Origin of the sequence: Agromyces sp. S2-1-8 (assembly GCF_021129215.1) — a bacterium.
GTDB classification, from domain to species: Bacteria; Actinomycetota; Actinomycetes; order Actinomycetales; family Microbacteriaceae; genus Agromyces; species Agromyces chromiiresistens.
In genome coordinates this window covers 2,938,678-2,964,632 of record NZ_JAJOLP010000001.1, presented here as the reverse complement: position 1 = coordinate 2,964,632, position 25,955 = coordinate 2,938,678, and the positions used below count along the sequence as shown (strand labels likewise).

23 protein-coding genes are annotated in these 25,955 nt (G+C 71.6%); 22 read left to right on the top strand and 1 reads right to left on the bottom strand.

Going from position 1 to position 25,955, the window contains the following annotated elements; all coding sequences use genetic code 11:
• Positions 1-44 precede the first annotated feature (44 nt).
• The 8 genes from LR269_RS13595 (at position 45) to LR269_RS13560 (ending at position 11,071) form a co-directional block, all read left to right on the top strand.
• Positions 45-1,178 carry a histidinol-phosphate transaminase gene (locus tag LR269_RS13595; protein ID WP_231431297.1) on the top strand — a complete coding sequence of 378 codons (1,134 nt, stop codon included), beginning with the start codon at positions 45-47 and terminating at the stop codon, positions 1,176-1,178.
• A complete protein-coding gene (gene hisB, locus LR269_RS13590) occupies positions 1,175-1,789 on the top strand; it encodes an imidazoleglycerol-phosphate dehydratase HisB (protein ID WP_231431296.1) in 615 nt (204 codons plus the stop codon). The genes LR269_RS13595 and hisB overlap by 4 nt, the downstream gene beginning before the upstream one ends.
• Positions 1,786-2,424, top strand: coding sequence for an imidazole glycerol phosphate synthase subunit HisH (hisH, locus tag LR269_RS13585; protein ID WP_231431295.1), 639 nt, complete (start codon positions 1,786-1,788; stop codon positions 2,422-2,424). The genes hisB and hisH overlap by 4 nt, the downstream gene beginning before the upstream one ends.
• Positions 2,425-2,548: 124 nt before the next feature.
• The gene (gene priA, locus LR269_RS13580) at positions 2,549-3,295 is read left to right on the top strand and encodes a bifunctional 1-(5-phosphoribosyl)-5-((5-phosphoribosylamino)methylideneamino)imidazole-4-carboxamide isomerase/phosphoribosylanthranilate isomerase PriA (RefSeq protein ID WP_231431294.1); all 747 of its coding nucleotides are present in this window, start codon (positions 2,549-2,551) and stop codon (positions 3,293-3,295) included.
• Between the two features lie 10 nt (positions 3,296-3,305).
• Positions 3,306-4,157, top strand: coding sequence for an SseB family protein (locus LR269_RS13575; RefSeq protein ID WP_231431293.1), 852 nt, complete (start codon positions 3,306-3,308; stop codon positions 4,155-4,157).
• 125 nt (positions 4,158-4,282) lie between these two features.
• Complete coding sequence (locus LR269_RS13570; protein ID WP_231431292.1) at positions 4,283-5,689, top strand: pyridoxal-dependent decarboxylase; 1,407 nt, start codon at positions 4,283-4,285, stop codon at positions 5,687-5,689.
• Positions 5,690-5,724: 35 nt separating this feature from the next.
• The gene (locus tag LR269_RS13565) at positions 5,725-10,278 is read left to right on the top strand and encodes an ATP-dependent helicase (protein WP_231431291.1); all 4,554 of its coding nucleotides are present in this window, start codon (positions 5,725-5,727) and stop codon (positions 10,276-10,278) included.
• Positions 10,265-11,071 carry a DNA-formamidopyrimidine glycosylase family protein gene (locus tag LR269_RS13560; RefSeq protein WP_231431290.1) on the top strand — a complete coding sequence of 269 codons (807 nt, stop codon included), beginning with the start codon at positions 10,265-10,267 and terminating at the stop codon, positions 11,069-11,071. Before LR269_RS13565 ends, LR269_RS13560 begins: the two co-directional genes overlap by 14 nt.
• A gap of 24 nt (positions 11,072-11,095) precedes the next feature.
• On the opposite strand, the gene LR269_RS13555 is transcribed toward LR269_RS13560, so the two are convergent.
• Positions 11,096-11,479 carry a DUF1844 domain-containing protein gene (locus tag LR269_RS13555; protein WP_374201166.1) on the bottom strand — a complete coding sequence of 128 codons (384 nt, stop codon included), beginning with the start codon at positions 11,477-11,479 and terminating at the stop codon, positions 11,096-11,098.
• 307 nt (positions 11,480-11,786) lie between these two features.
• Here LR269_RS13555 and infC point away from each other — a divergent pair, with 307 nt between their 5' ends.
• From infC to LR269_RS13485, 14 genes are all read left to right on the top strand, one after another.
• On the top strand, positions 11,787-12,407 hold the full coding sequence (infC, locus tag LR269_RS13550; RefSeq protein ID WP_231432349.1) for a translation initiation factor IF-3: 621 nt from the start codon (positions 11,787-11,789) through the stop codon (positions 12,405-12,407).
• A 54-nt stretch (positions 12,408-12,461) separates the two neighbouring features.
• The gene (rpmI, locus tag LR269_RS13545; RefSeq protein ID WP_231431288.1) at positions 12,462-12,656 is read left to right on the top strand and encodes a 50S ribosomal protein L35; all 195 of its coding nucleotides are present in this window, start codon (positions 12,462-12,464) and stop codon (positions 12,654-12,656) included.
• 32 nt (positions 12,657-12,688) lie between these two features.
• Positions 12,689-13,075 (top strand): 50S ribosomal protein L20, encoded by a 387-nt coding sequence (gene rplT, locus LR269_RS13540; RefSeq protein WP_231431287.1) that lies wholly within the window; start codon positions 12,689-12,691, stop codon positions 13,073-13,075.
• A 101-nt stretch (positions 13,076-13,176) separates the two neighbouring features.
• A complete protein-coding gene (locus LR269_RS13535; protein ID WP_231431286.1) occupies positions 13,177-13,977 on the top strand; it encodes an RNA methyltransferase in 801 nt (266 codons plus the stop codon).
• A gap of 90 nt (positions 13,978-14,067) precedes the next feature.
• Positions 14,068-14,856, top strand: a complete 789-nt coding sequence (locus tag LR269_RS13530) for an amino acid ABC transporter ATP-binding protein (RefSeq protein WP_231431285.1) — start codon at positions 14,068-14,070, stop codon at positions 14,854-14,856.
• 53 nt (positions 14,857-14,909) lie between these two features.
• Complete coding sequence (locus LR269_RS13525; RefSeq protein ID WP_231431284.1) at positions 14,910-15,827, top strand: glutamate ABC transporter substrate-binding protein; 918 nt, start codon at positions 14,910-14,912, stop codon at positions 15,825-15,827.
• An 84-nt stretch (positions 15,828-15,911) separates the two neighbouring features.
• Positions 15,912-16,568, top strand: a complete 657-nt coding sequence (locus LR269_RS13520; RefSeq protein WP_231431283.1) for an amino acid ABC transporter permease — start codon at positions 15,912-15,914, stop codon at positions 16,566-16,568.
• Entirely contained in the window at positions 16,565-17,491 is a 927-nt protein-coding gene (locus tag LR269_RS13515) for an amino acid ABC transporter permease (RefSeq protein WP_231431282.1), read from the top strand. The genes LR269_RS13520 and LR269_RS13515 overlap by 4 nt, the downstream gene beginning before the upstream one ends.
• An 81-nt stretch (positions 17,492-17,572) precedes the next feature.
• The gene (pheS, locus tag LR269_RS13510) at positions 17,573-18,613 is read left to right on the top strand and encodes a phenylalanine--tRNA ligase subunit alpha (protein ID WP_231431281.1); all 1,041 of its coding nucleotides are present in this window, start codon (positions 17,573-17,575) and stop codon (positions 18,611-18,613) included.
• A gap of 128 nt (positions 18,614-18,741) precedes the next feature.
• The gene (gene pheT / locus LR269_RS13505) at positions 18,742-21,246 is read left to right on the top strand and encodes a phenylalanine--tRNA ligase subunit beta (RefSeq protein WP_231431280.1); all 2,505 of its coding nucleotides are present in this window, start codon (positions 18,742-18,744) and stop codon (positions 21,244-21,246) included.
• A gap of 373 nt (positions 21,247-21,619) precedes the next feature.
• Positions 21,620-22,663 carry an N-acetyl-gamma-glutamyl-phosphate reductase gene (gene argC / locus LR269_RS13500; RefSeq protein ID WP_231431279.1) on the top strand — a complete coding sequence of 348 codons (1,044 nt, stop codon included), beginning with the start codon at positions 21,620-21,622 and terminating at the stop codon, positions 22,661-22,663.
• Positions 22,660-23,817: a bifunctional glutamate N-acetyltransferase/amino-acid acetyltransferase ArgJ gene (gene argJ, locus LR269_RS13495; RefSeq protein ID WP_231431278.1), complete on the top strand. Its 1,158-nt coding sequence runs from the start codon at positions 22,660-22,662 to the stop codon at positions 23,815-23,817. The genes argC and argJ overlap by 4 nt, the downstream gene beginning before the upstream one ends.
• Before the next feature lie 2 nt (positions 23,818-23,819).
• The gene (argB, locus tag LR269_RS13490) at positions 23,820-24,752 is read left to right on the top strand and encodes an acetylglutamate kinase (RefSeq protein WP_231432348.1); all 933 of its coding nucleotides are present in this window, start codon (positions 23,820-23,822) and stop codon (positions 24,750-24,752) included.
• Positions 24,749-25,936, top strand: coding sequence for an acetylornithine transaminase (locus tag LR269_RS13485; protein WP_231431277.1), 1,188 nt, complete (start codon positions 24,749-24,751; stop codon positions 25,934-25,936). Before argB ends, LR269_RS13485 begins: the two co-directional genes overlap by 4 nt.
• The last annotated feature ends 19 nt before the right edge of the window (positions 25,937-25,955 follow it).

Here is a 25,955-nt window from a genome sequence, read left to right as displayed (position 1 = left end):
GTCGCACGCCGGGGCGTCACGGGTCGCGTGGCTAGGCTGGTTCGGTGACGAGTCTCGACGACCTCCCCATCCGCGACGACCTCCGTGGTCGCGACCCGTACGGTGCGCCGCAGAAGGCGGTGCCCGTCGCCCTCAACGTCAACGAGAACACGCATGCCATCCCCGAGGACGTGGCGCACGACATCGTCGCCCGAGTCGCCGCCGCGATCCTCCGGTTGAACCGATACCCCGATCGCGAGTTCACCGAGCTGCGAGAGGCGCTCGCCGGCTACCTCGGCCACGGGCTCGCACCCGAGCAGATCTGGGCCGCCAACGGCTCGAACGAGGTGCTGCAGCAGGTGCTGCAGGCGTTCGGCGGGCCCGGCCGCTCGGTGCTCGGATTCGCGCCGACGTACTCCATGTACGCGCTGCTCGCCTCGGGCACGGGCACCCGCTGGATCGCCGCCGACCGCGACGACGACTTCGAGCTCAGTGCCGAGACGGCGGTCGCCGCCGTTCGCGAGCACGACCCCGACCTCGTCTTCCTCTGCGCACCGAACAATCCCACGGGCACGCCGCTGTCGCTCGACACGGTGCGTGCCGTCGCCGACGCGGCACGGGGCATCGTCGTCGTCGACGAGGCGTACTTCGAGTTCGCCGACCCCGGTGCCCCGAGTGCGCTCACGCTGCTCGAGGGGCGGCCGCGGCTCGTGGTCTCCCGCACGATGAGCAAGGCGTTCGCGTTCGCGGGCGCCCGCGTCGGCTACCTCGCCGGCGACCCCGCCACGATCGATGCCCTGCGGCTCGTGCGCCTGCCGTACCACCTCTCCGCGCTCACCCAGGCCGCCGCGCTCGGCGCGCTCGCCCATGCCGACGAGATGCTGGCGATGGTCGACGACATCCGCCGCCAGCGCGAGCGAATCACGACCGAGCTCGCGCGACTCGGCTTCGCCCCGCACCGCAGCGGATCGAACTTCGTGCTGTTCGGCGGGGTCGACGACCCGCACGCCGTGTTCGAGGGGCTGCTCGCGCGAGGCATCCTCATCAGGGAGCTCGGCATCCCCGGGCACCTGCGCGTGACTGCGGGCACCGAGGCCGAGACCACCGCCTTCCTCGAGGCGGTCGCCGTGTTCGCGCCGGCGGCCGTCGCGACGAGCGGCGCGGCCGGTGGCACCACCGAGAATAGGATCGAGTCATGACCGCCCAGCCCCGATCGCGCACCGCGCGCGTGCAGCGCGAGACGAGCGAATCGAGCATCGACCTGTCGATCGACCTCGACGGCTCGGGCTCGAGCGACATCGAGACCGGCGTGCCGTTCTACGACCACCTGCTCACCGCGTTCGCGAAGCACTCGCTCACCGACCTCACCGTGCGCGCGTCGGGAGACCTTCACATCGACGTGCATCACACCGTCGAAGACACCGGCATCGTGCTGGGGCAGGCGATCCGCGAGGCGCTCGGCGACAAGCGCGGCATCTCGCGCTACGGCGACGCGCTCGTGCCGCTCGACGAGGCGCTCGCGCAGGCGGTCGTCGACATCTCGGGGCGGCCGTTCCTCGTGCACACCGGTGAGCCGGAGGGCTTCGAGTTCCACCTCATCGGCGGTCACTTCACGGGCTCGATGGTGCGGCACGTCTTCGAGGCGATCGCCTTCAACGCCGGGCTCACCGTGCACGTCACGGTGCTCGGCGGGCGCGACCCGCACCACATCGCCGAGGCCGAGTTCAAGGCCTTCGCGCGCGCATTCCGGCAGGCGAAGGCGCTCGACCCGCTCGTCAGCGGCATCCCGTCGACCAAGGGTGCGCTGTGAGCCGCAACCGGCGCGTCGTGGTGCTCGACTACGGGTCGGGCAACGTGCACTCGGCCGCGAAGGCGCTCGAACGCGCTGGCGCGGAGGTCGAGGTCACGGCCTCACGTGCAGCGGCGATGGAGGCCGACGGCCTCGTCGTGCCCGGCGTGGGCGCGTTCAAGGCCGTCATGGACCAGCTCCGCGCGGTGCGCGGCGACGAGATCATCGACCGGCGCCTCGCCGGTGGCCGGCACGTGCTCGGCATCTGCGTCGGCATGCAGGTGCTCTTCGAGCACGGCGTCGAACGCGGCGTCGACACCGAGGGGCTCGGAGAGTGGCCCGGGGCCGTCACCGAGCTTCCGGCCGAGGTGCTGCCGCACATGGGCTGGAACACCGTCGTGCCCGACGCGGGCTCGGTGCTGTTCGACGGCATCGAAGACGAGCGCTTCTACTTCGTGCATTCGTTCGCGGCGCAGTCGTGGCACCTCGACGTGATGCCGCCGTTCCCGCAGCCGAAGCTGACCTGGGCCGAGCACGGCGGGCGCTTCCTCGCCGCGGTCGAGAACGGTCCGCTGTCGGCGACGCAGTTCCACCCAGAGAAGTCGTCGGACGCGGGCATCCGGCTGCTCTCGAACTGGCTCGGCGCACTCGCCTGAGTCATCCGACCGTCATGCGACACGTCGCGCGCGGCGCGGGCGACTATGATCCTGTGACTGTGCCGGCCGTCACTGCGCCGGGTGAAACACGGCCGACGGCGTATCGCGATCGAGGACAGTAGTGATGAGTGAGTTCAACAAGACCCCCGGCCTCGTGCTGCTGCCGGCCGTCGACGTCGCGGGCGGCAAGGCCGTCCGCCTGACGAAGGGCGAGGCCGGCACCGAGACGAGCTACGGCGACCCGGTCGACGCGGCCGTGGACTGGGCCGACCAGGGCGCCGAGTGGATCCACCTCGTCGACCTCGACGCGGCGTTCGGCCGCGGGTCGAACGGCGGCATCCTGAAGAAGGTCATCCGCCAGGTGCGCGGCGTGAACGTCGAGCTGTCGGGCGGGATCCGCGACGACGAGTCGCTCGAGCACGCTCTCGAGATCGGCGCCAAGCGCATCAACCTCGGCACCGCAGCCCTCGAGAACCCCGAGTGGGCCGCCTCGGTCATCGCCCAGTACGGCGAGGCCATCGCCGTCGGCCTCGACGTGCGCGGGACGACGCTCGCCGCCCGCGGCTGGACGAAGGACGGCGGCGACCTGTGGCAGGTCATGGACCGGCTCGAAGAGGCGGGTGCCGCGCGCTACGTCGTGACCGACGTCACGAAGGACGGCACGCTGCAGGGCCCGAACGTCGAGCTCCTGCGCCAGGTGATGGACCGCACGCACCGCCCCGTCGTCGCCTCCGGCGGCATCTCGAGCCTCGACGACCTCGCCACGCTGCGCGAGCTCGTGCCGCTCGGCCTCGAGGGCGCGATCGTCGGCAAGGCCCTGTACGCCGGCGCCTTCACGCTCGCCGAGGCCCTCGACGTCGCGAGCAACTGAGCCGGCGCGCATGACCGCTGATCTCGGCAACGCTGCGGACGACGAGGATGCCTCGGGCACGACGCCCGGCGGCACCGCGCGGCCGCTTCCCGCGCATCTCGCGGATTCTGCGGGGGTACCGTGGGCGGGCCGGGCGTTCGACGAGAACCCGCACGCGGGCGACGACGGCTCGACCCCGGCGGCCCTCGGTGCCGCGCTGCGTGCATTCCACGACGGAGACGGCTCACAGGCCGGTGTCGTCGCCGCGTTCGGCGCCTCGAGGCTGCTGATCCCGCTGCTCGCCGAGCTCGGCGACGGGGGAGCGGAGACCGGCGCGCACGGCCACGCCGTCGACAAGAGCCAGGAACTCTCGATCGTGACGGTCGACGGGCCCGACGGGCGTCGCGTGCTGCCGGTGTTCTCGTCGGTGGACACGATGCGCGCCTGGAACCCGGTCGCCCGTCCTGTGCCCGCCGACGGCGTCCGGGTGGCGCTCGCCGCGGCCGACGACGGCACCGAGCTCGTCGTGCTCGACCCGGCATCGCCGGGCGAGTTCGTGCTGCGCCGACCCGCCGTGTGGGCGGTCGCCCAGCAGAAGCCGTGGACGCCGCCCTTCGACGACGAGGCCGTGCGCCGGGCGTTCGAGCGCTCGATCGGCAGCGAGCTCGCCGTGCTCGGCGTGGACCTCGCCGCGGGCGACCCGCTCGCGCGGCTCGCCGGGCCCGAGCTCGTCGTGACGCTGCGGCTCGTCGACGGACTCACCCGTGAGGAGCTCGATGCCACGACCGCTCGGCTCGCGCGGCGCTGGGCGGAGGACGACGCGATCGCGACAGGGGTCGACTCGCTCGCCGTGCGACTCGTCGGCGGTCGTCGCGACGCCTGAGCGTGCGGAAGCAGGCAGTGCCGCCTCAGCCGTGCGCGCGAGCCCGCCCGAACTGGGCATTGACCGCGTGAGCATCGCGGAGCATCATCTGGAACGCGCACGTGTGCGCGGAAGTCAGGTGGAACATGGCCGAGCGACCGTCGGCCGCCGGAGCGCGGCGACCCGAATACGACCGACCGCTGGAGATCGCGTCCGACCGGGCGAGACGCTGGCTCGACGGCGTCGCCGAACGTCCGATCCCGCCCGAGATCGATGCCGATGCGGCGAAGGAACTGCTGGGTCGGGCGCTGCCGAGCCGCGGTGAACCGGCAGCACAGGTGGTCGAGCGGTTGGCCGACGGCGTCGAACCGGGACTGCTCGGCATCGGCTCGCCGCGCTTCTTCGGCTGGGTGATGGGCGGGGTGCAACCGGTCGCCCTCGCCGCCGACTGGCTCGTCTCGGCGTGGGACCAGAACACCGGGCTGCGGTTCGCGACGCCCGGCGTCGCCGCGGTCGAGGAGCTCGCAGGGGAGTGGATCGTCGATCTGCTCGGCCTGCCCGCCGGGTCGGCGGTCGGCTTCACCACCGGGGCAACGATGGCGCATTTCGTCGGGCTCGCGACCGGTCGCGACGAACTCCTGCGGAGGGCCGGCTGGGATGCGGCGCAGGACGGCGTCTTCGGAGCGCCGCGCGTGCGCTTCGTCGTGGGCGCAGAACGGCACGGTACGGTCGACCTCGCCGGGCGCTACCTCGGCCTCGGGGCACCGGTCGTCGCCGCCGCGGACGACGAGGGGCGCATCGACGTCGGCGCGCTCGGAGCGGTGCTCGCCGCCGATCCCGATCCGGCGATCGTCGTCCTCCAGGCGGGCAACATCCATTCCGGATCGTTCGACGACTTCGCCCGGGCGATCGGGGTCGCGCACGAGGCCGGCGCCTGGGTGCACGTCGACGGCGCCTTCGGGCTGTGGGCGGGAGCCAGCCCGCGCCTGCGGCACCTCGTCGCGGGGTACGAGGCGGCCGACTCGTGGTCGACCGATGCGCACAAGACGCTCAGCGTGCCGTACGACTGCGGCATCGCGATCGTGCGCGACGAGCACGCGATGCAGCGGGCGCTGAGCATGCATGCGAGCTACCTGCAGGCGAGCGACGCCGTCGCCGACCCGCACGAGCGGGTGCCCGAGCTTTCGCGGCGTGCTCGCGGCGTTCCGACGTGGGCGGTGCTGCGCGCCCTCGGGCGCGAGGGCGTCTCCGAGCTCGTCGAACGGCTCGTCGACTCCGCGAAGCGGATCGCCGTCGGCGTCGCTCGCCTGCCAGGCGTCGAGGTGCTGAACGACGTCGTCTTCACCCAGGTGTGCCTCGCGCTCGCCGACGATGCGGCGACGGAGGCGCTCTCGTCCCGGCTCTGGGAGGAGGGTGAGGTGCTCGCGATGACGTCGCGGTGGCGCGATCGCGCGGTCGTGCGGTTCTCGGTGAGCAACTGGGCGACCGACGCCACCGAGGCCGATCGCACGGTCGCCGCCGTCGCCCGCGCCCTCGCCGCAGACCCGCGCTGAGAACGGTTGTCGGCGGCATCGGATTGAATGGAGCCATGACCGATGCGCTTGCGGCCTTCTCGGAGGCGACGCGCACGTGGTTCGCCGAGGCGTTCCGCGCGCCCACCGCGGTGCAGCAGGGCGCCTGGCGGGCGATCGGGAGCGGCGCCCACGCGCTCGTCGTCGCTCCCACCGGATCGGGCAAGACCCTGTCGGCGTTCCTCTCGGCGATCGACCGGCTCACGACCGAGCCCGCCGCCGAGCCCGGTACCCGGGTGCTCTACCTGTCGCCGCTCAAGGCGCTCGGCGTCGACGTCGAGCGCAACCTCCGCGCGCCGCTCACCGGCATCGCCCGCGTCGCCGAGCGCCTCGGCGCCACGCCGCCGAGCGTGAGCGTCGGGGTGCGCTCGGGCGACACGCCCGCGAACGAGCGTCGGGCGCTGCTGCGCACGCCGCCCGACATCCTCATCACGACGCCCGAGTCGCTCTTCCTCATGCTGACCTCGCAGGCGCGTGAGACGTTGCGCTCGATCGAGACCGTCATCGTCGACGAGATCCACGCGGTCGCCGGCACGAAGCGCGGTGCGCACCTCGCACTGTCGCTCGAGCGCCTCGACGCGCTGCTCGAGCGTCCGGCCCAGCGCATCGGGCTCTCGGCGACCGTGCGGCCCGTCGAAGAGGTGGCCCGGTTCCTCTGCGCGAGCGCACCGGTCGAGGTCGTCGCGCCGCCGGCCGACAAGCGATTCGACCTGCGCGTGGTCGTGCCCGTCGAAGACATGGCGCAGCTGCCCGCGAACGACGATGCGACGGGCTCGATCTGGCCGCACGTCGAACAGGCGATCCTCGATCGCGTGCTCGAGCACCGCTCCTCGATCGTCTTCGCGAACTCGAGGCGGTTGGCCGAGCGGCTCACCGCCCGCCTGAACGAACTGCACCTCGACGAGCTCGAACGCGCCGAGCTCGTCACCGCGGCGGCCGCGGCCGGGCCCCCCGCGGCACTCATGGCGCAGTCGGGCCAGACCGTCGGTGCGCCGGCCGTCATCGCCCGCGCCCATCATGGCTCGGTCAGCAAAGAGCAGCGCGCCGACATCGAAGACGACCTGAAGTCGGGGCGGCTGCGCTGCGTCGTGGCGACCTCGAGCCTCGAGCTCGGCATCGACATGGGCGCGGTCGACCTCGTCGTGCAGGTCGAGGCGCCGCCCTCCGTCGCGAGCGGGCTCCAGCGGCTGGGGCGCGCGGGGCACCAGGTCGGCGAGGTGTCGCGCGGCGTCATGTTCCCCAAGCACCGAGCCGACCTCGTGCACACGGCGGTCGCGGCCGAACGCATGCTCGGTGGGCTCATCGAGACCATGCGGGTGCCGGCGAACCCGCTCGACATCCTCGCCCAGCAGACGATCGCGGCCGCAGCCGTCGACGAACTCGACGTCGAGGGCTGGTTCGCGACCGTGCGCCGCGCGGCCCCGTTCGCGACGCTGCCGCGCTCGGCCTACGAGGCGACGCTCGACCTCCTCGCGGGCCGATATCCGTCGGACCGCTTCGGCGAGCTCCGGCCGCGCGTCGTCTGGGACCGCGAGGCCGGCGTCGTGACCGGGCGCCCCGGGGCGCAGCGGCTCGCCGTCACGAGCGGCGGCACCATCCCCGACCGGGGCATGTTCGGCGTCTTCCTCGTCGGCGGCGACGAGACCACCGGCCGCCGCGTCGGCGAGCTCGACGAGGAGATGGTCTACGAGTCGCGCGTCGGCGACGTCTTCGCGCTGGGCGCGACGAGCTGGCGCATCCAGGAGATCACATTCGACCGCGTCAACGTCGTGCCGGCCTTCGGCCAGCCGGGCCGCGTCCCCTTCTGGAAGGGCGACGGGCTCGGGCGGCCCGTCGAGCTCGGCCGCGCGCTCGGAGCGTTCATGCGCGAGGTGTCGACGGCGACCGAGCCCGAGGCTCGCTCGCGCATCGCGGCCTCCGGGCTCGACGAGAACGCCACCACGAACCTCATCGCCTTCCTCGCCGACCAGGCGCGCGCCACGGGGGCGGTGCCGAGCGATCGCACCCTCGTGGTCGAGCGCACCCGCGACGAGCTGGGCGACTGGCGCGTCATCCTGCACTCGCCGTTCGGCATGCCCGTGCACGCGCCGTGGGCGCTCGCCGTCGCGGCGCGGGTGCGCGAGCGGCACGGGGTCGACGGCGCCGCGGTCGCGGCCGACGACGGCATCATCGTGCGCATCCCCGACACGGGCGACGAGCCGCCCGGCGCCGACCTCTTCCGCTTCGAGGCGGCCGAGCTCGAGCAGCTCGTCACCGACGAGGTCGGCGGTTCGGCGCTGTTCGCGAGTCGATTCCGCGAGTGCGCGGCGCGCGCCCTGCTGCTGCCTCACTACCAGCCCGGGCGCCGGTCACCGCTCTGGCAGCAGCGGCAGAAGGCGGCGCAGCTGCTCGAGGTCGCGAGCGCGTTCCCGACCTTCCCGATCATCCTCGAGACGGTGCGCGAAGTGCTGCAAGACGTCTACGACGTGCCGGGCCTCGTCGAGATCGCCGCCGACCTCGCCGCGCGCCGGGTGCGCCTCGTCGAGACCACGACCGAGTCGCCGAGCCCGTTCGCGAGCACGCTGCTGTTCGGCTACGTCGGCGCGTTCATGTACGAGGGCGACTCGCCGCTCGCCGAGCGCCGCGCGGCGGCCCTCGCGATCGACCAGTCGCTGCTCGGCGAGTTGCTCGGCCGGGTCGAGCTGCGCGAGCTCCTCGACCCCGGCGTCATCGAGCGGACCGAGCGCGAGCTCCAACGCCTCGATCCCGAGCGCCGTGCTCGGGGCACGGAGGGCGTCGCCGACCTGTTGATGGCGCTCGGCCCGCTCACCGACGACGAGATCGCCGTGCGTGTCGATGAGTCGACCGACCCGGCGTCGGCCGTGGCCGAGCTCGTCGCGGCGCGGCGAGCCGTGCGCGTCGGGTTCGCCGGTCGCGAGCACCTCGCCGCCGTCGAAGACGTGGGCCGCCTCCGCGACGCCCTCGGCGTTCCGGTGCCACCGGGCGTGGCCGTCGCGTTCGGCGAGCACGTGGCCGACCCGATGGGCGACCTCATCAGCCGGTACGCCCGCACCCACGGACCGTTCGCCGTCGACGAGGTCGCCGACCGGTTCGGAATCGGGGTGGCGGTGGCACGGGCCGCGCTACGCCGACTGGCCGACGAACGGAGGGTCGTCGAGGGCGAGTTCCGCCCCCACGGCACGTCGACCGAGTGGTGCGACGCCGAGGTGCTGCGGCGGCTCCGTCGGCGCTCGCTCGCGGCCCTCCGGCACGAGATCGAGCCGGTGCCCCAGCGCGCCCTCGCGCGGTTCGTGCCGGCATGGCAGCAGGTCGGCGGCGGGTTGAGGGGCATCGACGGGGTCGCGAGCACGATCGAACAGCTCGAGGGGGTGCGCCTGCCCGCCTCGGCCTGGGAGTCGCTCGTCCTGCCGTCGCGTGTCGCCGACTACAGCCCCGCCATGCTCGACGAGCTCATGGCGAGCGGGGAGGTGCTGTGGGCCGGCGCCGGAGAACTCGCCGGCGACGACGGCTGGATCACCCTGCACTCGGCCGAGACGGCACCGCTCACGCTGGCCCCGCCGATCGACACCGACCTCACGCCGCTCCAGCGCGAGGTGCTGGTCGCACTCGGGTCGGGCGGCGCGTTCTTCTTCCGTCAGCTCGCCGACGCCGTCGGCGCCTTCGGCACCGTGCCGTCCGAGTTCGGAGAGGCCCCCGTCGACGACGGCGCCCTCGTCGAGGCGCTCTGGGGCCTCGTCTGGGCGGGTCTCGTCACGAACGACACCTTCTCGCCCGTGCGGGCGCTCACGAGCGGCGGGCGCAGCGCGCACAAGGCATCGCGACCGGTACCCAGGGCGCGGATGCTGCGGGGCCGGTCCCTCCCGCGGGCGACGATGCCGAGTCGCACCGGCCCGCCGTCGGTCGCCGGTCGATGGTCGATCCTGCCGGTGGCCGATTCCGACCCCACCCGCCGCGCCCACGCGCTCGGTGAGATGCTGCTCGACCGCTACGGCGTCGTCACGCGCGGCGCCGCCGTCGCAGAGGGCGTGGTCGGCGGCTTCGCGCTCGTCTACAAGACCCTCAGCGGCTTCGAGGAATCCGGTCGCGCCCGCCGTGGGTACTTCGTCGAGCGCCTCGGCGCCGCCCAGTTCGCAGCGCCGGGGGCCGTCGACCGACTGCGGAGCCATTCCGACCTCGACACGCGCGACGCCGACGCGCCCAGGGTGCTCGCACTCGCCGCGACCGACCCGGCGAACGCCTACGGCGCTGCGCTGGCGTGGCCCGACCCCCCGGGCGAGAGCTCGCATCGGGCTGCGCGAAAGGCCGGTGCGATCGTCGTGGTCGCCGACGGCGAGCTGGTCGCCTATGTCGAGCGCGGCGGCAAGACCGTGCTCGTCTACACCGAGGACGACGAGCTCCTCGCGCTCGCCGCGGGGTCGGTCGCGAGCCTCGTCACGGCGGGGCGGGTGCGGCGGATCGCGGTGGAGTCGGTGAACGGCGCGTTCGTGCTCGGCACCCCGTTCGGGGCGGCTCTGCGGGCGGCGGGGTTCGGGGAGACGCCGAGGGGACTGCGACTCGATGCCCGAAGGTGACTCCGTCTTCCAGGTCGCCGCGATGCTGCGTCCGGTGCTCGCGGGGCACGAGTTCGCCCGAACCGACTTCCGGGTGCCCCGCTACGCCACGGTCGACCTGGCGGGCGAGCGCGTCGACGAGGTCGTGAGCCGCGGCAAGCACCTGCTCATCCGCACGCCCGGGCACACCATCCGCACCCACCTCAAGATGGAGGGCGAGTGGCGCGTGTTCGCGTCGGGGGAGCGGTGGACGAAGCCGGCCCACCGGGCGCGTGTCGTGCTCGCCACGACCGAGGCGGAGGTCGTCGGATTCGACCTCGGCGAGGTCGAGGTCGTCCCGCGTGCGGAAGACGCCGCGATGCTCGCCCACCTCGGCCCCGACCTGCTCGACCCCGGCTGGCGGCCTCAGCACACGGCTGAGGCCGTCCGTCGCCTCGGCGAGCACCCCGAGGCGCCGGTCGCGGTCGCCCTGCTCGACCAGCGCAACCTGGCCGGGCTCGGCAACGTGTACGTCAACGAGCTGTGCTTCCTGCGGGGTGTCCGCCCCCACCGCCCGGTCGGCGAGGTGACCGACCCCGCAGGAGTCGTCGATCTCGCCCGCCGCCTCATCGTCGCGAATCGCGACCGGCGTGCGCGGGTGACCACCGGCGTCGACCGGCGCGGGCAGCGGCTCTGGGTCTACGGCCGTGGCGGCGAGCCCTGCCGGCGCTGCCGCACGACGATCGAGCGGGGCGAACTCGGTCGAGCACGAGCGGATTCGGTCACCGACCCGCAGGAGCGCGTCGTCTTCTGGTGCCCGAGCTGCCAGCGCTGACCGCGCGCGAGCTTCGGGCGCCCGTCAGCTGACCGGGCCGGTCCACTTCTCGCCGGGACCTTGCCCGATCGCGTCGGGGATGGGCGACGCCTCGCGGAAGGCGAGCTGCAGCGAGCGCAGTCCGTCGCGGAGCGACCGCGCGTGCATGTCGCTGATCTCGGGGGCGCCCGCCGTGATGAGCCCGGCGAGGGCGTTGATGAGCTTGCGCGCCTCGTCGAGGTCGAGCTGCGAGTCGGGGTCGTCGGCGAGGCCGACCTTGACGGCCGCCGCGCTCATGAGATGGACCGCCGTGGTCGTGATGATCTCGACGGCCGGCACCTCGGCGATGTCGCGCGTCGCCCCCTCGACCTCGCCGGCGACCGTCTCGTCGTACGCGACGCGTTCGGCCGCGTGATCGTCGGCGACGATCCGCTCGGACTCGGGGGTGGACTCGTCGAAACCCGCGTCGGCGGGCGAATTCCAGGTCACAGACATCCTCTGCTAGACTACTTCGGGCTCCGGGGCTTCTCCCCGGTACGAAAGTGGAGATCCTCCCACCCGCGCATACCGCTTCATCAAGGTTACCGGGTCGATTGCACTCCGCTTCCACGCCGCCGATCGCGAGATCGACGTGTGGAAGTAGACAGGGTGCCGTATGAGCCGCGGTGAGAATCCGCGCGAATACGTGAATCTCCTCCTTCGGCGCATGAAACAGCTTGAGTAGAGGAGTACACGCATCAGCGATCCGCGTACCAACGACCGTATCCGTGTTCCCGAGGTCCGCCTCGTGGGTCCTGGCGGAGAGCAGGTCGGCGTCGTGAAGATCGAGGTGGCCCTGCGGCTCGCGCAGGAGGCCGACCTCGACCTCGTCGAGGTCGCACCGAACTCGCGTCCGCCGGTCGTCAAGATCATGGACTACGGCAAGTACAAGTACGAGGCTGCGCAGAAGGCGAAAGAGGCCCGGCGCAACCAGGCGAACACCATCCTCAAAGAGGTCCGGTTCCGCCTCAAGATCGACAAGCACGACTACGAGACCAAGATGAAGCGCGCCGTCGGCTTCCTGAAGGCCGGCGACAAGGTCAAGGCGATGATCCTCTTCCGCGGCCGCGAGCAGTCGCGTCCCGAGATGGGTGTCCGCCTCCTCCAGCGCTTCGCGGAAGACGTGGCGGAGTTCGGCACGGTCGAGCACAACCCCACGATCGACGGCCGCAACATGGTCATGGTCATCGCGCCCCTGAAGAACAAGTCCGAGGCCAAGGCCGAGGCGAATGCACAGCGTGCTGCGGCGAAGGCCCGGCCGGCGGCGGAAGCCCCGGCCGAGTCCGACTCGCAGACGGCCGAGCCGACCGAGGCGTAGGCCGAACACCCCGTCCGTCACCCGCGTGACGGCAGAACCAAGGAGAAACACGAGATGCCGAAGCAGAAGACCCACTCCGGGTCCAAGAAGCGCTTCAAGATCACCGGCACCGGCAAGATCAAGAAGCAGCAGGCCGGTATGCGCCACAACCTCGAGGGCAAGTCCTCGGTGCGCACGCGCCGTCTGAACCAGGACAAGGTCGCCTCGGCGCCCGACACCAAGGTCATCAAGAAGCTTCTCGGCCGCTGAGCCGCGAGACCCGCTAAGGAAGAAACAGAGTCATGGCAAGAGTGAAGCGCGCTGTCAATGCGCACAAGAAGCGTCGGGTCATCCTCGAGCGCGCCGAGGGCTACCGCGGTCAGCGGTCGCGCCTCTACCGCAAGGCGAAGGAGCAGGTCACCCACTCCCTCGTCTACTCGTACAACGACCGTCGCAAGAAGAAGGGCGACTTCCGTCGCCTGTGGATCCAGCGGATCAACGCGGCCTCGCGTCAGAACGGCCTCACCTACAACCGCCTCATCCAGGGCCTCGGCCTGGCCGGCGTCGAGGTCGACCGGCGCATCCTCGCCGAGCTCGCGGTGAACGAGCCCGCCACGTTCGCGGCGCTCGTCGAGACCGCGAAGAAGGCGCTGCCTGCCGACACCTCGGCCCCGAAGACCGCCGCGTAAGCGCGACCTTCCGTCTCGAACGGCCCGGCACCCTAGGTGCCGGGCCGTTCGTCGTCCGAGGGATGCCGCAGCCGGGGCATCCCCTTGAATAGACTGGGACCATGCTCGAGAACCCCCGCTCGCCACGCGTCCGCGCTGTCGCGAAGCTCGCCAAGAAGGCGGCGAGAGCCGAGAGCGGGTTGTTCCTGCTCGAGGGACCGCAGGCCGTCGCCGAGGCGCTCGAGTTCCGTCCCGAGCTCCTCGTCGAGCTCTTCGCCACGCCGACCGCGCTCGATCGGTACCCCGAGATCGCCGAGGCGGCCGTCCGCGCCGGGCTCACCGCCCAGTACGTCACCGAAGAGGTGCTCGCGTCGATGGCCGACACGGTCACCCCGCAGGGATTCGCCGCCGTGTGCCGGCAGTTCCCGACCGCGGTGAAAGACGTGTTCGCGGCGTCCCCGAAGCTCATCGCGATCCTCGAAGAGGTGCGCGACCCCGGCAACGCCGGCACGATCGTGCGCGCGGCCGACGCCGCCGGCGCCGACGCGGTGATCATGACGGGCCGTGCCGTCGACCTCTACAACCCGAAGGTCGTGCGCTCGTCGACCGGATCGATCTTCCACCTCCCGGTCGCGATCGGCGCCGACCTCGACGACGTGCTCGAACGCGCGCGCGCGGCCGGGCTCACAGTCCTCGCCGCCGACGTCAAGGGCGAAGACCTGCTCGCAGCACGCAACGACGGCGTCCTCGCGAAGCCGACCGCCTGGCTCTTCGGCAACGAGGCGCGGGGTCTGCCCGACGAGCAGCTCGCGCTCGCCGACCGGATCGTCACCGTGCCGATCTACGGGCACGCCGAGTCGATGAACCTCGCCACGGCGGCCTCGGTGTGCCTCTACGAGAGCGCTTTCGCGCAGCGCAGCTGATCATCGAGCCGGCCCCGTCTGGTCACGAATCGGTAAACGCGCCGCGAATGCTCTAGTGGCGAGGGCCGAAGTCTCCCTAGTTTTGGGGGTATGCAACCGAGTGATCAGTCCCCGCCGACGTCGAACATCTCGGCGCGGCGCGGTGAGCCGCTCGTGGTCGTCGACCACGTCGAGAAGCACTACGGCCAGTTCCACGCCCTGAAGGACGTGTCGCTCACGGTGCACAGGGGCGAAGTCGTCGTCGTGATCGGCCCGTCGGGGTCGGGCAAGTCGACGCTCTGCCGCACGATCAACCGCCTCGAGACGTTCACGACCGGGTCGATCCGCATCGACGGCGACGAACTGCCGCAGGAGGGCAAGGAGCTCGCGGCGCTGCGCGCCGACGTCGGCATGGTGTTCCAGTCGTTCAACCTCTTCGCACACCTGACCGTGCTCGACAACGTCACCCTCGGGCCGATCAAGGTGAAGCACCAGTCGAAGGCCGATGCCGAGCGGGCGGCGAAGGTGCTGCTCGATCGCGTCGGTGTCGGCGAGCAGGCCGACAAGCTGCCGGCGCAGCTCTCGGGCGGGCAGCAGCAGCGCGTGGCGATCGCCCGCGCCCTGGCGATGAATCCGAAGGTCATGCTCTTCGACGAGCCGACGAGCGCCCTCGACCCCGAGATGATCAACGAGGTGCTCGACGTCATGGTCGGCCTCGCGCAAGACGGCATGACCATGGTCGTCGTCACGCACGAGATGGGGTTCGCGCGCAAGGCGGCCGACCGCGTCGTGTTCATGGCCGACGGGCAGATCGTCGAGGAGTCGACGCCCGAGGAGTTCTTCACGAATGCGCAGAGCGCCCGTGCGAAGGACTTCCTCTCCAAGCTCATCACCCACTAGACGTCCGCGCTCGGCGCGGCGACCGTACCGGATTCGACACCAGGAGGACAAAGATGCGCAGGACAACACGAATCGCCGGTGCGCTGGCGGGCATCGCCGTCGCGGCGCTCGCACTCAGTGCGTGCAACAGTGGCAGCCCGGGCGACTCCGGCACCGACGGTGCGACGGACGATGCCGGCGGCGACACCGCACTGTGGGAGGTGGCCACCGATGTGCAGCTCGAGGGCAGCCCCACGTTCGATGCCATGACCGAACGCGGCAAGGTCGTCATCGGCGTGAAGAACGACCAGCCGGGCCTCGGCTACGAAGACGCCGCGTCCGGTGAGCGCAGCGGATTCGACATCGGCATCGCCCAGTGGATCGCGGCCTCGCTCGGCTTCGACGAAGACCAGATCGAGTACCAGACCATCCCGTCGGCGAACCGCGAGCAGGCGCTCGTGAACGGCGACATCGACTACTACGTCGGCACGTACTCGATCACCGACAAGCGCAAGGAGCAGATCGACTTCGCCGGCCCGTACTTCATCACCGGCCAGGGCCTGCTCGTCGCCGCCGACAACGAGGACATCAACGGCCCCGACGACCTCGAGGGCAAGATCGTCTGCTCGGTGACGGGTTCGACGCCGCTGCAGCGCATCCGCGACGAGTACAACCCCGGCGACACGGTCGAGTACGACACGTACTCGCAGTGCGTCGAGCAGCTGAAGGCCGGCGCGGTCGACGCGATCACGACCGACGAGGCGATCCTCGCCGGCTACGTCGCGCAGGACCCCGACGCGCTGAAGATCGCGGGCGAGCCGTTCAGCGAGGAGCGCTACGGCGTCGGCCTCCAGAAGGGCGACGCGGCACTGCAGGAGCACATCAACGCGCTGTTCACCGACGGCAACGACGTCTGGCAGGCGCTGTTCGACGAGAACCTCGCGCCGGCCGGCATCTCGGGCGAGCAGCCCGAGGTCGACCCGACGAGTTGATCACCCGGGGCGGGGGCGCAGAGCGCCCCCGCCCCGTTCCCGGCACCGCAACCGAAGCGTCCGACCCGCACTGAAGGGAGCACGATGGGCATCATCACCGACAATCTCGACCTCTGGGGCGAGATGATCGTCGGCACGCTCCTGCTGTTCTTCGCGGGGGGAACCCTCGCGCTCATCCTGGGCACCATCGTCGGTGCGATGCGCGTGTCGCCGATCCCGATCGCTCGCGGAGTCGGTGCCTTCTACGTGAACACCGTGCGCAACACCCCGCTGACGCTCGTCTTCTTCGCCTTCGCCTTCGCCCTGCCGCCGCTGCTGGGGCTGCGGCTCACCGGTGCGGTTTCGATCACCCTCGCGATCTGTGCGCTCGGCATCTACACCGCCACCTACGTGGCCGAGACGATCCGCTCCGGCATCAACACCGTTCCGGTCGGCCAGGCCGAGGCGGCACGTGCGATCGGGCTGACGTTCGGACAGGTCATGCGGTTCGTCGTGCTGCCGCAGGCGTTCCGCTCCGTGATCCCGCCGATGATGAGCGTCTTCATCGCGCTGCTCAAGAACACGACCGTCGCCGCCGGGTTCTCGATCGCCAACCTCGGGTCGGTCCGCGCCTACCTCAGCGAGCGCGGCGAGAACCAGTTCGTCGCGATCCTCTGGGTGATGGCGATCTTCGTCGCCCTCGTGCTGCTGCTGTCATGGGCGCAGCAGACATTCGAGCGCCGTTGGAAGGTGGCCCGATGACCAGCGTCCTCTACGATGTGCCCGGCCCCCGGGCGATCGCCCGCAACCGCATCCTCGGCGTCATCACCGTCGTCGTGGTGCTGGCGATCCTCGGCTTCATCCTGTGGCGGCTCTGGGCGACGGGGCAGTTCACGGCCGAGAAGTGGAGCGCATTCACCTACACGAACGTATGGGTCCAGATCGGCATCGCGACCCTGAACACGCTCGCCGCGTTCGGCGCGGCCGCGGTGGGCGCACTCATCGTCGGATTCGTCCTCGCGATCGGCCGGCTCTCCGACCACGCGTGGCTCCGACGCCCGGTGGGTGCGGTCGTCGAGGTGCTCCGCGCCGTTCCCGTGCTCGTCTTCATGTTCCTGCTCTACTACGGGCTGCCGGTCATCGGCGTGAAGATGGACCCGTACTGGGCGGTGGTCATCGCCCTCATCGCGTACAACGGCTCCGTGCTCGCCGAGGTCATCCGCGCCGGTGTGGAGTCGCTGCCGAAGGGCCAGTCAGAGGCCGGGTACGCGATCGGCCTGCGCAAGGCCGGCGTGATGCGACTCATCCTGCTGCCACAGGCCATCCGCGCGATGATGCCCGTGATCATCGCCCAGCTCGTCGTCACGCTGAAGGACACCGCACTCGGCTACATCATCACGTACGAGGAACTGCTCTTCTACGCGCGCTACATCGGCTCGCAGTCGACCTACGGCTCGCCGATCGTCCCGGCGACGATCATCGTCGGCACGATCTACATCCTGCTCTGCCTGATCCTCTCCTACATCGCCTACCGGGTCGAGCGCCGGCTCCGACGCACGCACCGCACCGTGATCACCGTCGACCTGCTCGACGAGAACATCACCACGACCCGGGCGGTCGCCGTGCAGGCCGGCCTGGACTCGATCGGCGGCAGCGAAGGGACAGGTGGCGGCCTCCGGGGCTGAAATGCGACGAGCCTCGACGCGGCGTCGGCCACGAGGTGGCGCGCCACGCACGGTACCGCCGCGCCGGTAGACTCGGTTCTCGTGCCAGAGCCCCTCGAAATCACCGAGTCCGCGGTCCAGTCCGCCGTCGACGCGGCCCTCGCGGCCATCGCGTCCGCCGGCGACTCCGCCGCGCTGAAGACCGTTCGCACCGAGCACACCGGCGACAAGTCGCCGCTCGCGCTGCTGAACGCCGAGCTCCGCAACGTGCCCAACGAGCAGAAGGCCGCACTCGGCAAGCTCGTGGGCGGCGCGCGCGGCCGGGTAGGCCAGGCGTTCGCCGCCCGCGAGGCCGAGATCGTCGAGGCCGAGGCGGCCGCGCGGCTCGTCGCCGAGGCCGTCGACGTCACGGCCCTGCCCTCGCGGTTCAACGCGGGCGCGAGGCATCCCCTCGCCCTGCTGCAGGACCGGGTGTGCGACGTCTTCACCGGCATGGGCTGGGAGATCGCGGAGGGACCCGAGGTCGAGAGCGAGTGGTTCAACTTCGACGCGCTGAACTTCGACGCCGACCACCCCGCGCGCGCGATGCAGGACACGTTCTTCGTCGACCCGCCCGAAGCCCACCTCGTCATGCGCACCCACACGAGCCCCGTGCAGATCCGCTCGATGCTCGAGCGCGACCTGCCGCTCTACGTGCTCGCGCCGGGCCGCGTGTATCGCACCGACGAGTTCGATGCGACCCATCTGCCCGTGTTCATGCAGTTCGAGGGCGTGGCGGTCGACAAGGGCCTGACGATGGCGCACCTCAAGGGCACGCTCGACCACTTCGTGAAGTCGATCTTCGGCGAGGAGGCGAAGATCCGCCTCAGGCCGAGCTTCTTCCCGTTCACCGAGCCGAGCGCCGAGCTCGACTTCTGGCACCCGACGTTCAAGGGCGGCGCGCGCTGGATCGAGTGGGGCGGCTGCGGCATGATGCACCCCAACGTGCTGAGGGCGGCGGGCATCGACCCCGAGGTCTACACGGGCTTCGCGTTCGGCATGGGCATCGAGCGCGGACTGATGCTCCGCAACGACGTGCAGGACATGCGCGAAATGGTCGAGGGAGACGTCCGCTTCTCCCAGCAGTTCGGAATGGTGGTCTAACGATGACCGGCGCAGCCCTCTCAAACGGTGATATCTCCCAGCAGTTCGGAATGGTGGTCTAAACGATGACCGGCGCAGCCCTCTCAAACGGTGATATCTCCCAGCAGTTCGGAATGGTGGTCTAAACGATGCGAGTACCTCTCAGCTGGCTCGCCGAATACGTCGAGCTCGTCCCGGGAACGACGCCCGAAGACGTGCATGCCGCCCTCGTGAAGGTCGGCCTCGAAGAAGAAGACGTGCACACGTTCGAGCTCGAGGGCCCGATCGTCGTGGGCGAGGTGCTCGAGTTCGTCGAGGAGCCGCAGTCCAACGGCAAGACGATCCGGTGGTGCCAGGTCGACGTCGGCGAGGCGAACGGCGGGGTGCGCGGCATCGTCTGCGGTGCCCGCAACTTCTTCCCCGGCGACCGGGTCGTTGTGACGCTGCCCGGCGCCGTGCTGCCCGGCCCGTTCCCGATCGCTGCCCGCAAGACGTACGGTCACGTTTCCGACGGCATGATCGCCTCGGCCCGTGAACTCGGCCTCGGCGACGACCACGACGGCATCCTGCGCCTGTCGACCCTCGGTATCGACGCGCCCGTCGGCTCCGACGCGATCGCGCTGCTCGGCCTCGACGACGCGGCGATCGAGATCAACGTCACGCCCGATCGCGGCTACGCGTTCTCGATCCGCGGCGTCGCCCGGGAGTACGCGCACGCGACGGGTGCGGTGTTCCGCGATCCGGTCGAGCTGACCCCGGCGACCGATGCCTCGGCCGACGGCTTCCCCGTCGTCATCGACGACCGAGCGCCGATCCGAGGCAAGGTCGCGTCGAGCGCCTTCGCGACGCGCATCGTGCGCGGTGTCGACGCCTCGCGCCCGACGCCCGCGTGGATGATCGCGCGGCTGAAGCTCGCCGGCATCCGGTCGCTGTCGGTGCTCGTCGACATCACGAACTACGTGATGCTCGAACTCGGCCAGCCGATCCACGGCTACGACCTCGACACGCTGCGCGGCGGCATCGTCGTGCGCCGTGCCGAGCCGGGCGAGCCGTTCACGACGCTCGACGGCAAGCAGCGCACCCTGCACGCCGAAGACATCGTCGTCACCGACGACCGGGGCCCGATCGGCCTCGCGGGGGTCATGGGCGGCGCCGAGACCGAGATGAGCGACACGACGCAGAACGTGCTCATCGAGGCCGCCCACTGGGACCCGGTGTCGATCGCCCGCACGGCGCGCCGGCACAAGCTTCCGAGCGAGGCCGCGAAGCGCTACGAGCGCGGCATCGACCCGACGATCGGCGCCGTCGCCGTCGCACGCGTCGCCCAACTCATGGTCGACCTCGCGGGTGGCACGGCCGACGCGGGAGGTTCGCTCATCCAGACGACGACCGACCGGGAGGCGATCGACCTCCCCGACGGCTTCGTCTCGCGTGTCATCGGCGTCGAGTACACGAACGACGAGGTGCACGACGCGCTCGCCGAGATCGGCGGCGTGCTCACGCGCGTCGAGGGCGGCTACTCGGTCGTTCCGCCGGCATGGCGGCCCGACCTCACGGGCCGCGAGGAGCTCGCCGAGGAGGTCGCCCGGCTCGTGGGCTATCACCGCATCCCGTCGGTGCTGCCCGTCGCGCCGCCCGGCCGGGGGCTCACCCGATCGCAGCGGCTCCGCCGCCAGACGGCCGATGCGCTCGCCGCGGCGGGTTCGGTCGAGGTGCTCTCGTTCCCGTTCGCGACCGACGACGAGAACCGCACCTTCGGCAGTGTCGACGGCGAGCCGGTCGCGTCGGTGCGCCTCGCGAACGCACTCGACCAGTCGACGCCGTTCCTGCGCCGATCGCTGCTTCCGGGGCTCATCGCCGCGGCCAAGCGCAACCGCTCGCGCGGGCTGCTCGACCTCGACCTCTTCGAGATCGGCCTCGTGTTCCTCCCCGAGCCCGGTCACGTCTACGGGACGGCCGAGCTGCCGGCCGGCGACGCCAAGCCCGGCGACGAGACGCTCGCCGCGCTCGACGCGGGCATCCCGCCGCAGCCGCGCCACCTCGGCGTGCTCCTCGTCGGCGACCGGGTCGCCAAGCAGCCGGGCGTCGCGGCCGAGCCGTACGGCGTGGCCGACGCCCTCGACGCGGCGCGGCGGGTCGCGCTCGCGACGGGGGCCGAGCTCGAGATCGTGCAGGGTTCGCACCACGCGCTCCACCCCGGCCGCACGGCGGAACTGCGGGTGGGCGGTCGCCCGGTCGGCTTCGCCGGCGAACTCCTGCCCGCGCTCGCCGAGGCCGACGACCTGCCGCGCGTCGTCGCGGTCGTCGAACTCGACCTCGACGCGATCATCGCGGCCGCCGACCCCGCGGTCGAGGCGTCCTCGATCGGCACCCTCCCCGCAGCGACGCAGGACCTGTCGCTCGTCGTGGGCGCCGAGGTGCCGGCGGCCGAGGTCGCCGCGGCCGTGCGCGAGGGGGCGGGCGAGCTGCTCGAGCACCTCGAGCTCGTCGACGACTACCGTGGCCAGGGCGTGACCGAGGGGTCGAAGAGCCTCACGTTCGCCCTGCGCTTCCGCGCGGCCGACCGCACCCTGACGGCGGCCGAGGCGAGCGCGGCGAAGCTCGCAGGGGCGTCGCTCGCGGGCGAGCGCACCGGAGCCGTGATCCGCGACTAGGCGGAGCGCGCCCGTGCATCCCTGACCACCGGGTCATCGAGAGTGCAGTCGTCGCCTGAAATGGGGCCGCGACTTCACTCTCGCTCGTCGTGCTCGCTCGTTGCGCACGCACACACGGCACACCCCGCCCCGCGGGCGACGTCACCGCGCGACATCCGGCGACGCCCGGTTTGCAGGCGCCGTCGTCGCCTCGATAGGGTCGGAGCATGTCCATCACCCGGTTCGCCGCCGCACGCCACGCGCGTGTCGAGGTCGTGCGCAGCCGACGCCGTGGCGGGCGCCGAATCTCGGCGACCCCTGCGACGGCCTAGCGGGCTGTCGCGGGGCGTCGCCGGAACATCGCCCCGACCGCACAGACCCTAAGGTGGATTCCATGACGTACTCCGTCGCCGTCTCCGGCGCGTCCGGCTATGCCGGGGGAGAGATCCTTCGCCTCCTGGCCGATCATCCCGAGCTCCAGGTCCGCACCGTGACCGCCCACTCGAACGCCGGCCAGTCGCTCGCCGCGGTGCAGCCGCACCTGCGCACCTACACGCACCTGACGCTCAAGGAGACGACGGCCGAGACGCTCGCCGGCCATGACGTCGTCTTCCTCGCGCTGCCGCACGGCGCGTCGGGCGCGATCGCGGCAGAGCTCTCGCCCGACACGCTCGTGATCGACTGCGGCGCCGACCACCGGCTCGAGTCGGCGACCGACTGGGCCGAGTTCTACGGCGGCGAATTCCACCCCGCGTGGGAGTACGGCGTGCCCGAGCTGCCGCGTCTCACCGGCACGCAGCGCGACCGCCTCGCGAAGGCGAAGCGCATCGCCGCCCCGGGGTGCAACGCCTCGACGGTCGCCCTCTCGCTCGCTCCCGGCATCCGCGCCGGGGTCGTCGAAGACCGCGACCTGGTGTCGGTGCTCGCGGTCGGCCCGTCGGGGGCCGGCAAGAGCCTCAAGGCGCACCTGCTCGCAGCCGAGATCCTGGGCTCGGCGAACCCGTACTCGGTCGGCGGGGTCCACCGGCACATCCCCGAGGTGCAGCAGGCCCTCCGGTGGGCGGGCGCCGCCGAGCCGACGCTCTCGTTCACCCCCGTCATCGTGCCCATGTCACGTGGGATCCTCGCGACCTCGACGGCCCGCATCATGCCCGGTACGGATGCCTCGGCGGTGCGCGCCGCCTGGGAGGACGCGTATGCGGGGGAGCGGTTCGTGCAGCTCCTCCCCGAAGGGCAGTTCCCCCGCACCGCCGACGTGCTCGGCGCGAACACCGCGCTCATGGGACTCGCGATCGACGAGCGCGCGGGCCGCGTCGTCGTCGTGACCGCGGTCGACAACCTCGTCAAGGGCACCGCGGGTGCCGCCATCCAGTCGGCGAACCTCGCGCTCGGCCTCACCGAGTCGACCGGCCTGCCCGTGAACGGAGTGGCCCCGTGACCGTCACCGCCCCCGCCGGATTCGAAGCCGCCGGCATCGCCGCCGGCATCAAGCGCACCGGCGCGCTCGACCTCGCCCTCGTCGTCAACCGCGGGCCTTCGCAGCAGGCGGCGGTCGTGTTCACGTCGAACCGCGCGCAGGCGAACCCGATCATCTGGTCGAAGGAGGCTGCGAAAGACGGCCTCGTGTCCGCCGTCGTGCTCAACTCGGGCGGCGCGAACTGCTTCACCGGGCCCGAGGGCTTCCAGGTCACGCACCGCACCGCCGAGGCGGCTGCTGCCGCGCTCGGCGTCTCGGCCGGAGACGTGCTCGTCTGCTCGACCGGGCTCATCGGCGAGCAGCTCGACGGCGAGATCCTCGAAGAGGGCGTGCTGAGCGCCGCCAACCGGCTCTCGGCAGATGCGGCAGCCGGCGACGACGCGGCACGGGCCATCATGACCACCGACACGAAGCCGAAGACCGTCGTCGTCGACGGCGCGGGGTGGCGCATCGGCGGCATGGCGAAGGGCGCCGGCATGCTCGCCCCCGGGCTCGCCACGATGCTCGTCGTCATCACGACCGACGCCGACCTCGAGGCATCCGCGCTCGATCGTGCGCTGCGGCGGGCGACCCGGGTGAGCTTCGACCGGCTCGACTCCGACGGCTGCATGTCGACCAACGACCAGGTCACCCTGCTCGCGAGCGCTGCGTCCGGCGTGGCGCCCGACGAGACGGTGTTCACCGCGGCGCTCACCGAGGCCTGCCTCGACCTCGCCGCGCAGCTGCAGGCCGACGCCGAAGGCGCGAGCCACGACATCGCGATCGAGGTGCGCGGCGCGGTCAGCGAGGACGACGCGGTCGAGGTCGGCCGCGCGGTCGCCCGCAACAACCTCTTCAAGGCCGCGATCTTCGGCAACGACCCGAACTGGGGACGCGTGCTCGCCGCGATCGGCACGACGCGGGCGCCGTTCGATCCCTACCTCGTCGACGTGACGATGAACGGCGTGCGCGTGTGTCACGCCGGCCGGCCCGACCGGCCGCGCGACGAGGTCGACCTGACGCCCCGCGCCACGCACGTGCTCGTCGAGCTGCACGCGGGTGAGGCGTCCGCGACGATCCTGACCAACGATCTCACGCACGACTACGTGCACGAGAACAGCGCGTACGCGAGCTGATGATGGGCGATTTCGACGGAACGGATGCCTCCGGCGAGGCCGGAGAGGTCGCCGGCGCCGGTGAGAAGGCGCGGGTGCTCATCGAGTCGCTGCCGTGGCTCAAGCGCTTCCACGGCGAGACGATCGTCGTGAAGTTCGGCGGTAACGCGATGGTGAGCCCCGAGCTGCAGCGGGCGTTCGCCGAGGACATGGTGTACCTCCGCTACGCCGGCATCAAGCCGGTCGTCGTCCACGGCGGGGGTCCGCAGATCTCGTCGATGCTCGAGCGGCTCGGCATCGAGAGCGAGTTCCGCGGCGGCTACCGGGTGACGACGCCCGAGGCGATGGACGTCGTGCGCATGGTGCTCTCCGGCCAGGTCAACCGCGAGCTCGTCTCGCTCATCAACGAGCACGGACCACTCGCCGCGGGGCTCTCCGGCGAAGATGCGGGGCTCTTCACCGGCCGTCGCCGAGGGGCGGTGGTCGACGGCGTCGAGGTCGACCTCGGTCTCGTCGGCGACGTGGTCTCCGTCGATCCCGAGGCGGTCGTGGCGCAGCTGCACGCCGGGCGCATCCCGGTCGTCTCGTCGATCGCCCCTGACGGCGATGCGCCGGGGCAGTCGCTCAACGTGAACGCCGACTCGGCGGCCGCGGCGCTCGCCGTGGCGCTGCGGGCGGCGAAGCTCGTCATCCTGACCGACGTCGCCGGCCTCTACCGCGACTGGCCGAACCGCGACTCGCTCGTCTCCGTCATCGGCGTGCCCGAGCTCGAGGCCCTGCTGCCGTCGCTCGAGTCGGGCATGATCCCGAAGATGCGGGCCTGCCTCGAGGCCGTCGAGGGCGGCGTCGCGAAGGCCGCGATCATCGATGGCCGGGTGCCGCACTCGATCCTGCTCGAGGTCTTCACCCGGCAGGGCATCGGCACCGAGGTCGTCCCGGCAGGAGGCACGGCATGACCGACTGGCAGCAGCGATTCGACTCCCGCATCATGCGGTCGATCGGCATGCCGCTCGCGAAGCTCGAGCGTGGCGACGGCGCGTGGGTGTGGGATGACTCGGGCAAGCGGTACCTCGACTTCCTCGCGGGCATCGCCGTCAACGCCCTCGGCCACGCGCATCCCGTGTTCGTCGAGGCCGTGTCGGCCCAGGCGGCGAAGCTCGCGCACGTGTCGAACTACTTCACGACCGAACCGGCGCTCGAGCTCGCCGAACGCATCACGCGGCTCGCAGGCGCCGGCGACGAGGGCCGGGCGTGGTTCGGCAACTCGGGCGCCGAGGCGAACGAGGCGGCGTTCAAGCTCGCACGCCTGAACAACTCGGGCGGTGCCCGCACGCGCATGCTCGCGCTCGTCGACGGCTTCCACGGCCGCACGATGGGCTCGCTCGCGCTCACGGGCAAGCCGCACATGCGCGACCCGTTCGAGCCGCTGCCGGGTGGCGTCGAGCACATCCCGGCGACGATCGAGGCACTCGAAGCCGAGCTCGACGACGCGGTGTCGGCGCTCATCCTCGAGCCGATCCAGGGCGAGGCCGGCGTCGTCGAGCTGCCGCCCGGCTTCCTCGAGGCGGCGCGCGAGCTCACCCACCGCCACGGGGCGCTGCTCATCGTCGACGAGATCCAGACCGGCGCCGGGCGAACCGGGGCCTGGTTCGGGTTCCAGCACGCCGGCATCGCACCCGACGCGATCACGGTCGCCAAGGGCATCGGCGGCGGCATCCCGATCGGCGGACTCGTCACATTCGGCCGCGCGTCGTCGCTGTACACGAAGGGCCAGCACGGCTCGACGTTCGGGGGCAACCCGCTCGCGACCGCCGTCGCGAACGCGGTGCTCGGCGAGATCGAGCGGGCCGACCTCGTCGGCAACGCCGCCCGGCGTGGTGCCCAGCTCCGTGAGCGCATCCTCGCGCTCGGCTCGCCGCTCGTCGCGGGGGTCCGCGGGCGAGGCCTGCTCGTGGGTGTCGGCCTCGACGAACCGGTCGCGGCGCGCGTCGTCGCGGCCGCGATGGACGAGGGGCTCATCGTCAACGCGGCGAACGACTCGACGATCCGCATCGCCCCGCCCCTCATCATCGGCGACGTCGAGCTCGACGAGTTCGACGCCCGCTTCGGCCGTGCCCTCGAGCGCGTCGCCGCCGCCTGACCTCTCCTCCCTCCGAACC

Coding starts and splice junctions, on each gene's coding strand:
- LR269_RS13515 (WP_231431282.1), top strand. CDS start 16,565: ATGACCAGCGTCCTCTACGATGTGCCCGGCCCCCGGGCGATCGCCCGC.
- LR269_RS13570 (WP_231431292.1), top strand. CDS start 4,283: ATGGCCGAGCGACCGTCGGCCGCCGGAGCGCGGCGACCCGAATACGAC.
- rplT (WP_231431287.1), top strand. CDS start 12,689: ATGGCAAGAGTGAAGCGCGCTGTCAATGCGCACAAGAAGCGTCGGGTC.
- argC (WP_231431279.1), top strand. CDS start 21,620: ATGACGTACTCCGTCGCCGTCTCCGGCGCGTCCGGCTATGCCGGGGGA.
- LR269_RS13560 (WP_231431290.1), top strand. CDS start 10,265: ATGCCCGAAGGTGACTCCGTCTTCCAGGTCGCCGCGATGCTGCGTCCG.
- rpmI (WP_231431288.1), top strand. CDS start 12,462: ATGCCGAAGCAGAAGACCCACTCCGGGTCCAAGAAGCGCTTCAAGATC.
- LR269_RS13485 (WP_231431277.1), top strand. CDS start 24,749: ATGACCGACTGGCAGCAGCGATTCGACTCCCGCATCATGCGGTCGATC.
- pheT (WP_231431280.1), top strand. CDS start 18,742: ATGCGAGTACCTCTCAGCTGGCTCGCCGAATACGTCGAGCTCGTCCCG.
- LR269_RS13565 (WP_231431291.1), top strand. CDS start 5,725: ATGACCGATGCGCTTGCGGCCTTCTCGGAGGCGACGCGCACGTGGTTC.
- LR269_RS13535 (WP_231431286.1), top strand. CDS start 13,177: ATGCTCGAGAACCCCCGCTCGCCACGCGTCCGCGCTGTCGCGAAGCTC.
- hisB (WP_231431296.1), top strand. CDS start 1,175: ATGACCGCCCAGCCCCGATCGCGCACCGCGCGCGTGCAGCGCGAGACG.
- LR269_RS13530 (WP_231431285.1), top strand. CDS start 14,068: ATGCAACCGAGTGATCAGTCCCCGCCGACGTCGAACATCTCGGCGCGG.
- priA (WP_231431294.1), top strand. CDS start 2,549: ATGAGTGAGTTCAACAAGACCCCCGGCCTCGTGCTGCTGCCGGCCGTC.
- LR269_RS13520 (WP_231431283.1), top strand. CDS start 15,912: ATGGGCATCATCACCGACAATCTCGACCTCTGGGGCGAGATGATCGTC.
- LR269_RS13525 (WP_231431284.1), top strand. CDS start 14,910: ATGCGCAGGACAACACGAATCGCCGGTGCGCTGGCGGGCATCGCCGTC.
- LR269_RS13575 (WP_231431293.1), top strand. CDS start 3,306: ATGACCGCTGATCTCGGCAACGCTGCGGACGACGAGGATGCCTCGGGC.
- argB (WP_231432348.1), top strand. CDS start 23,820: ATGGGCGATTTCGACGGAACGGATGCCTCCGGCGAGGCCGGAGAGGTC.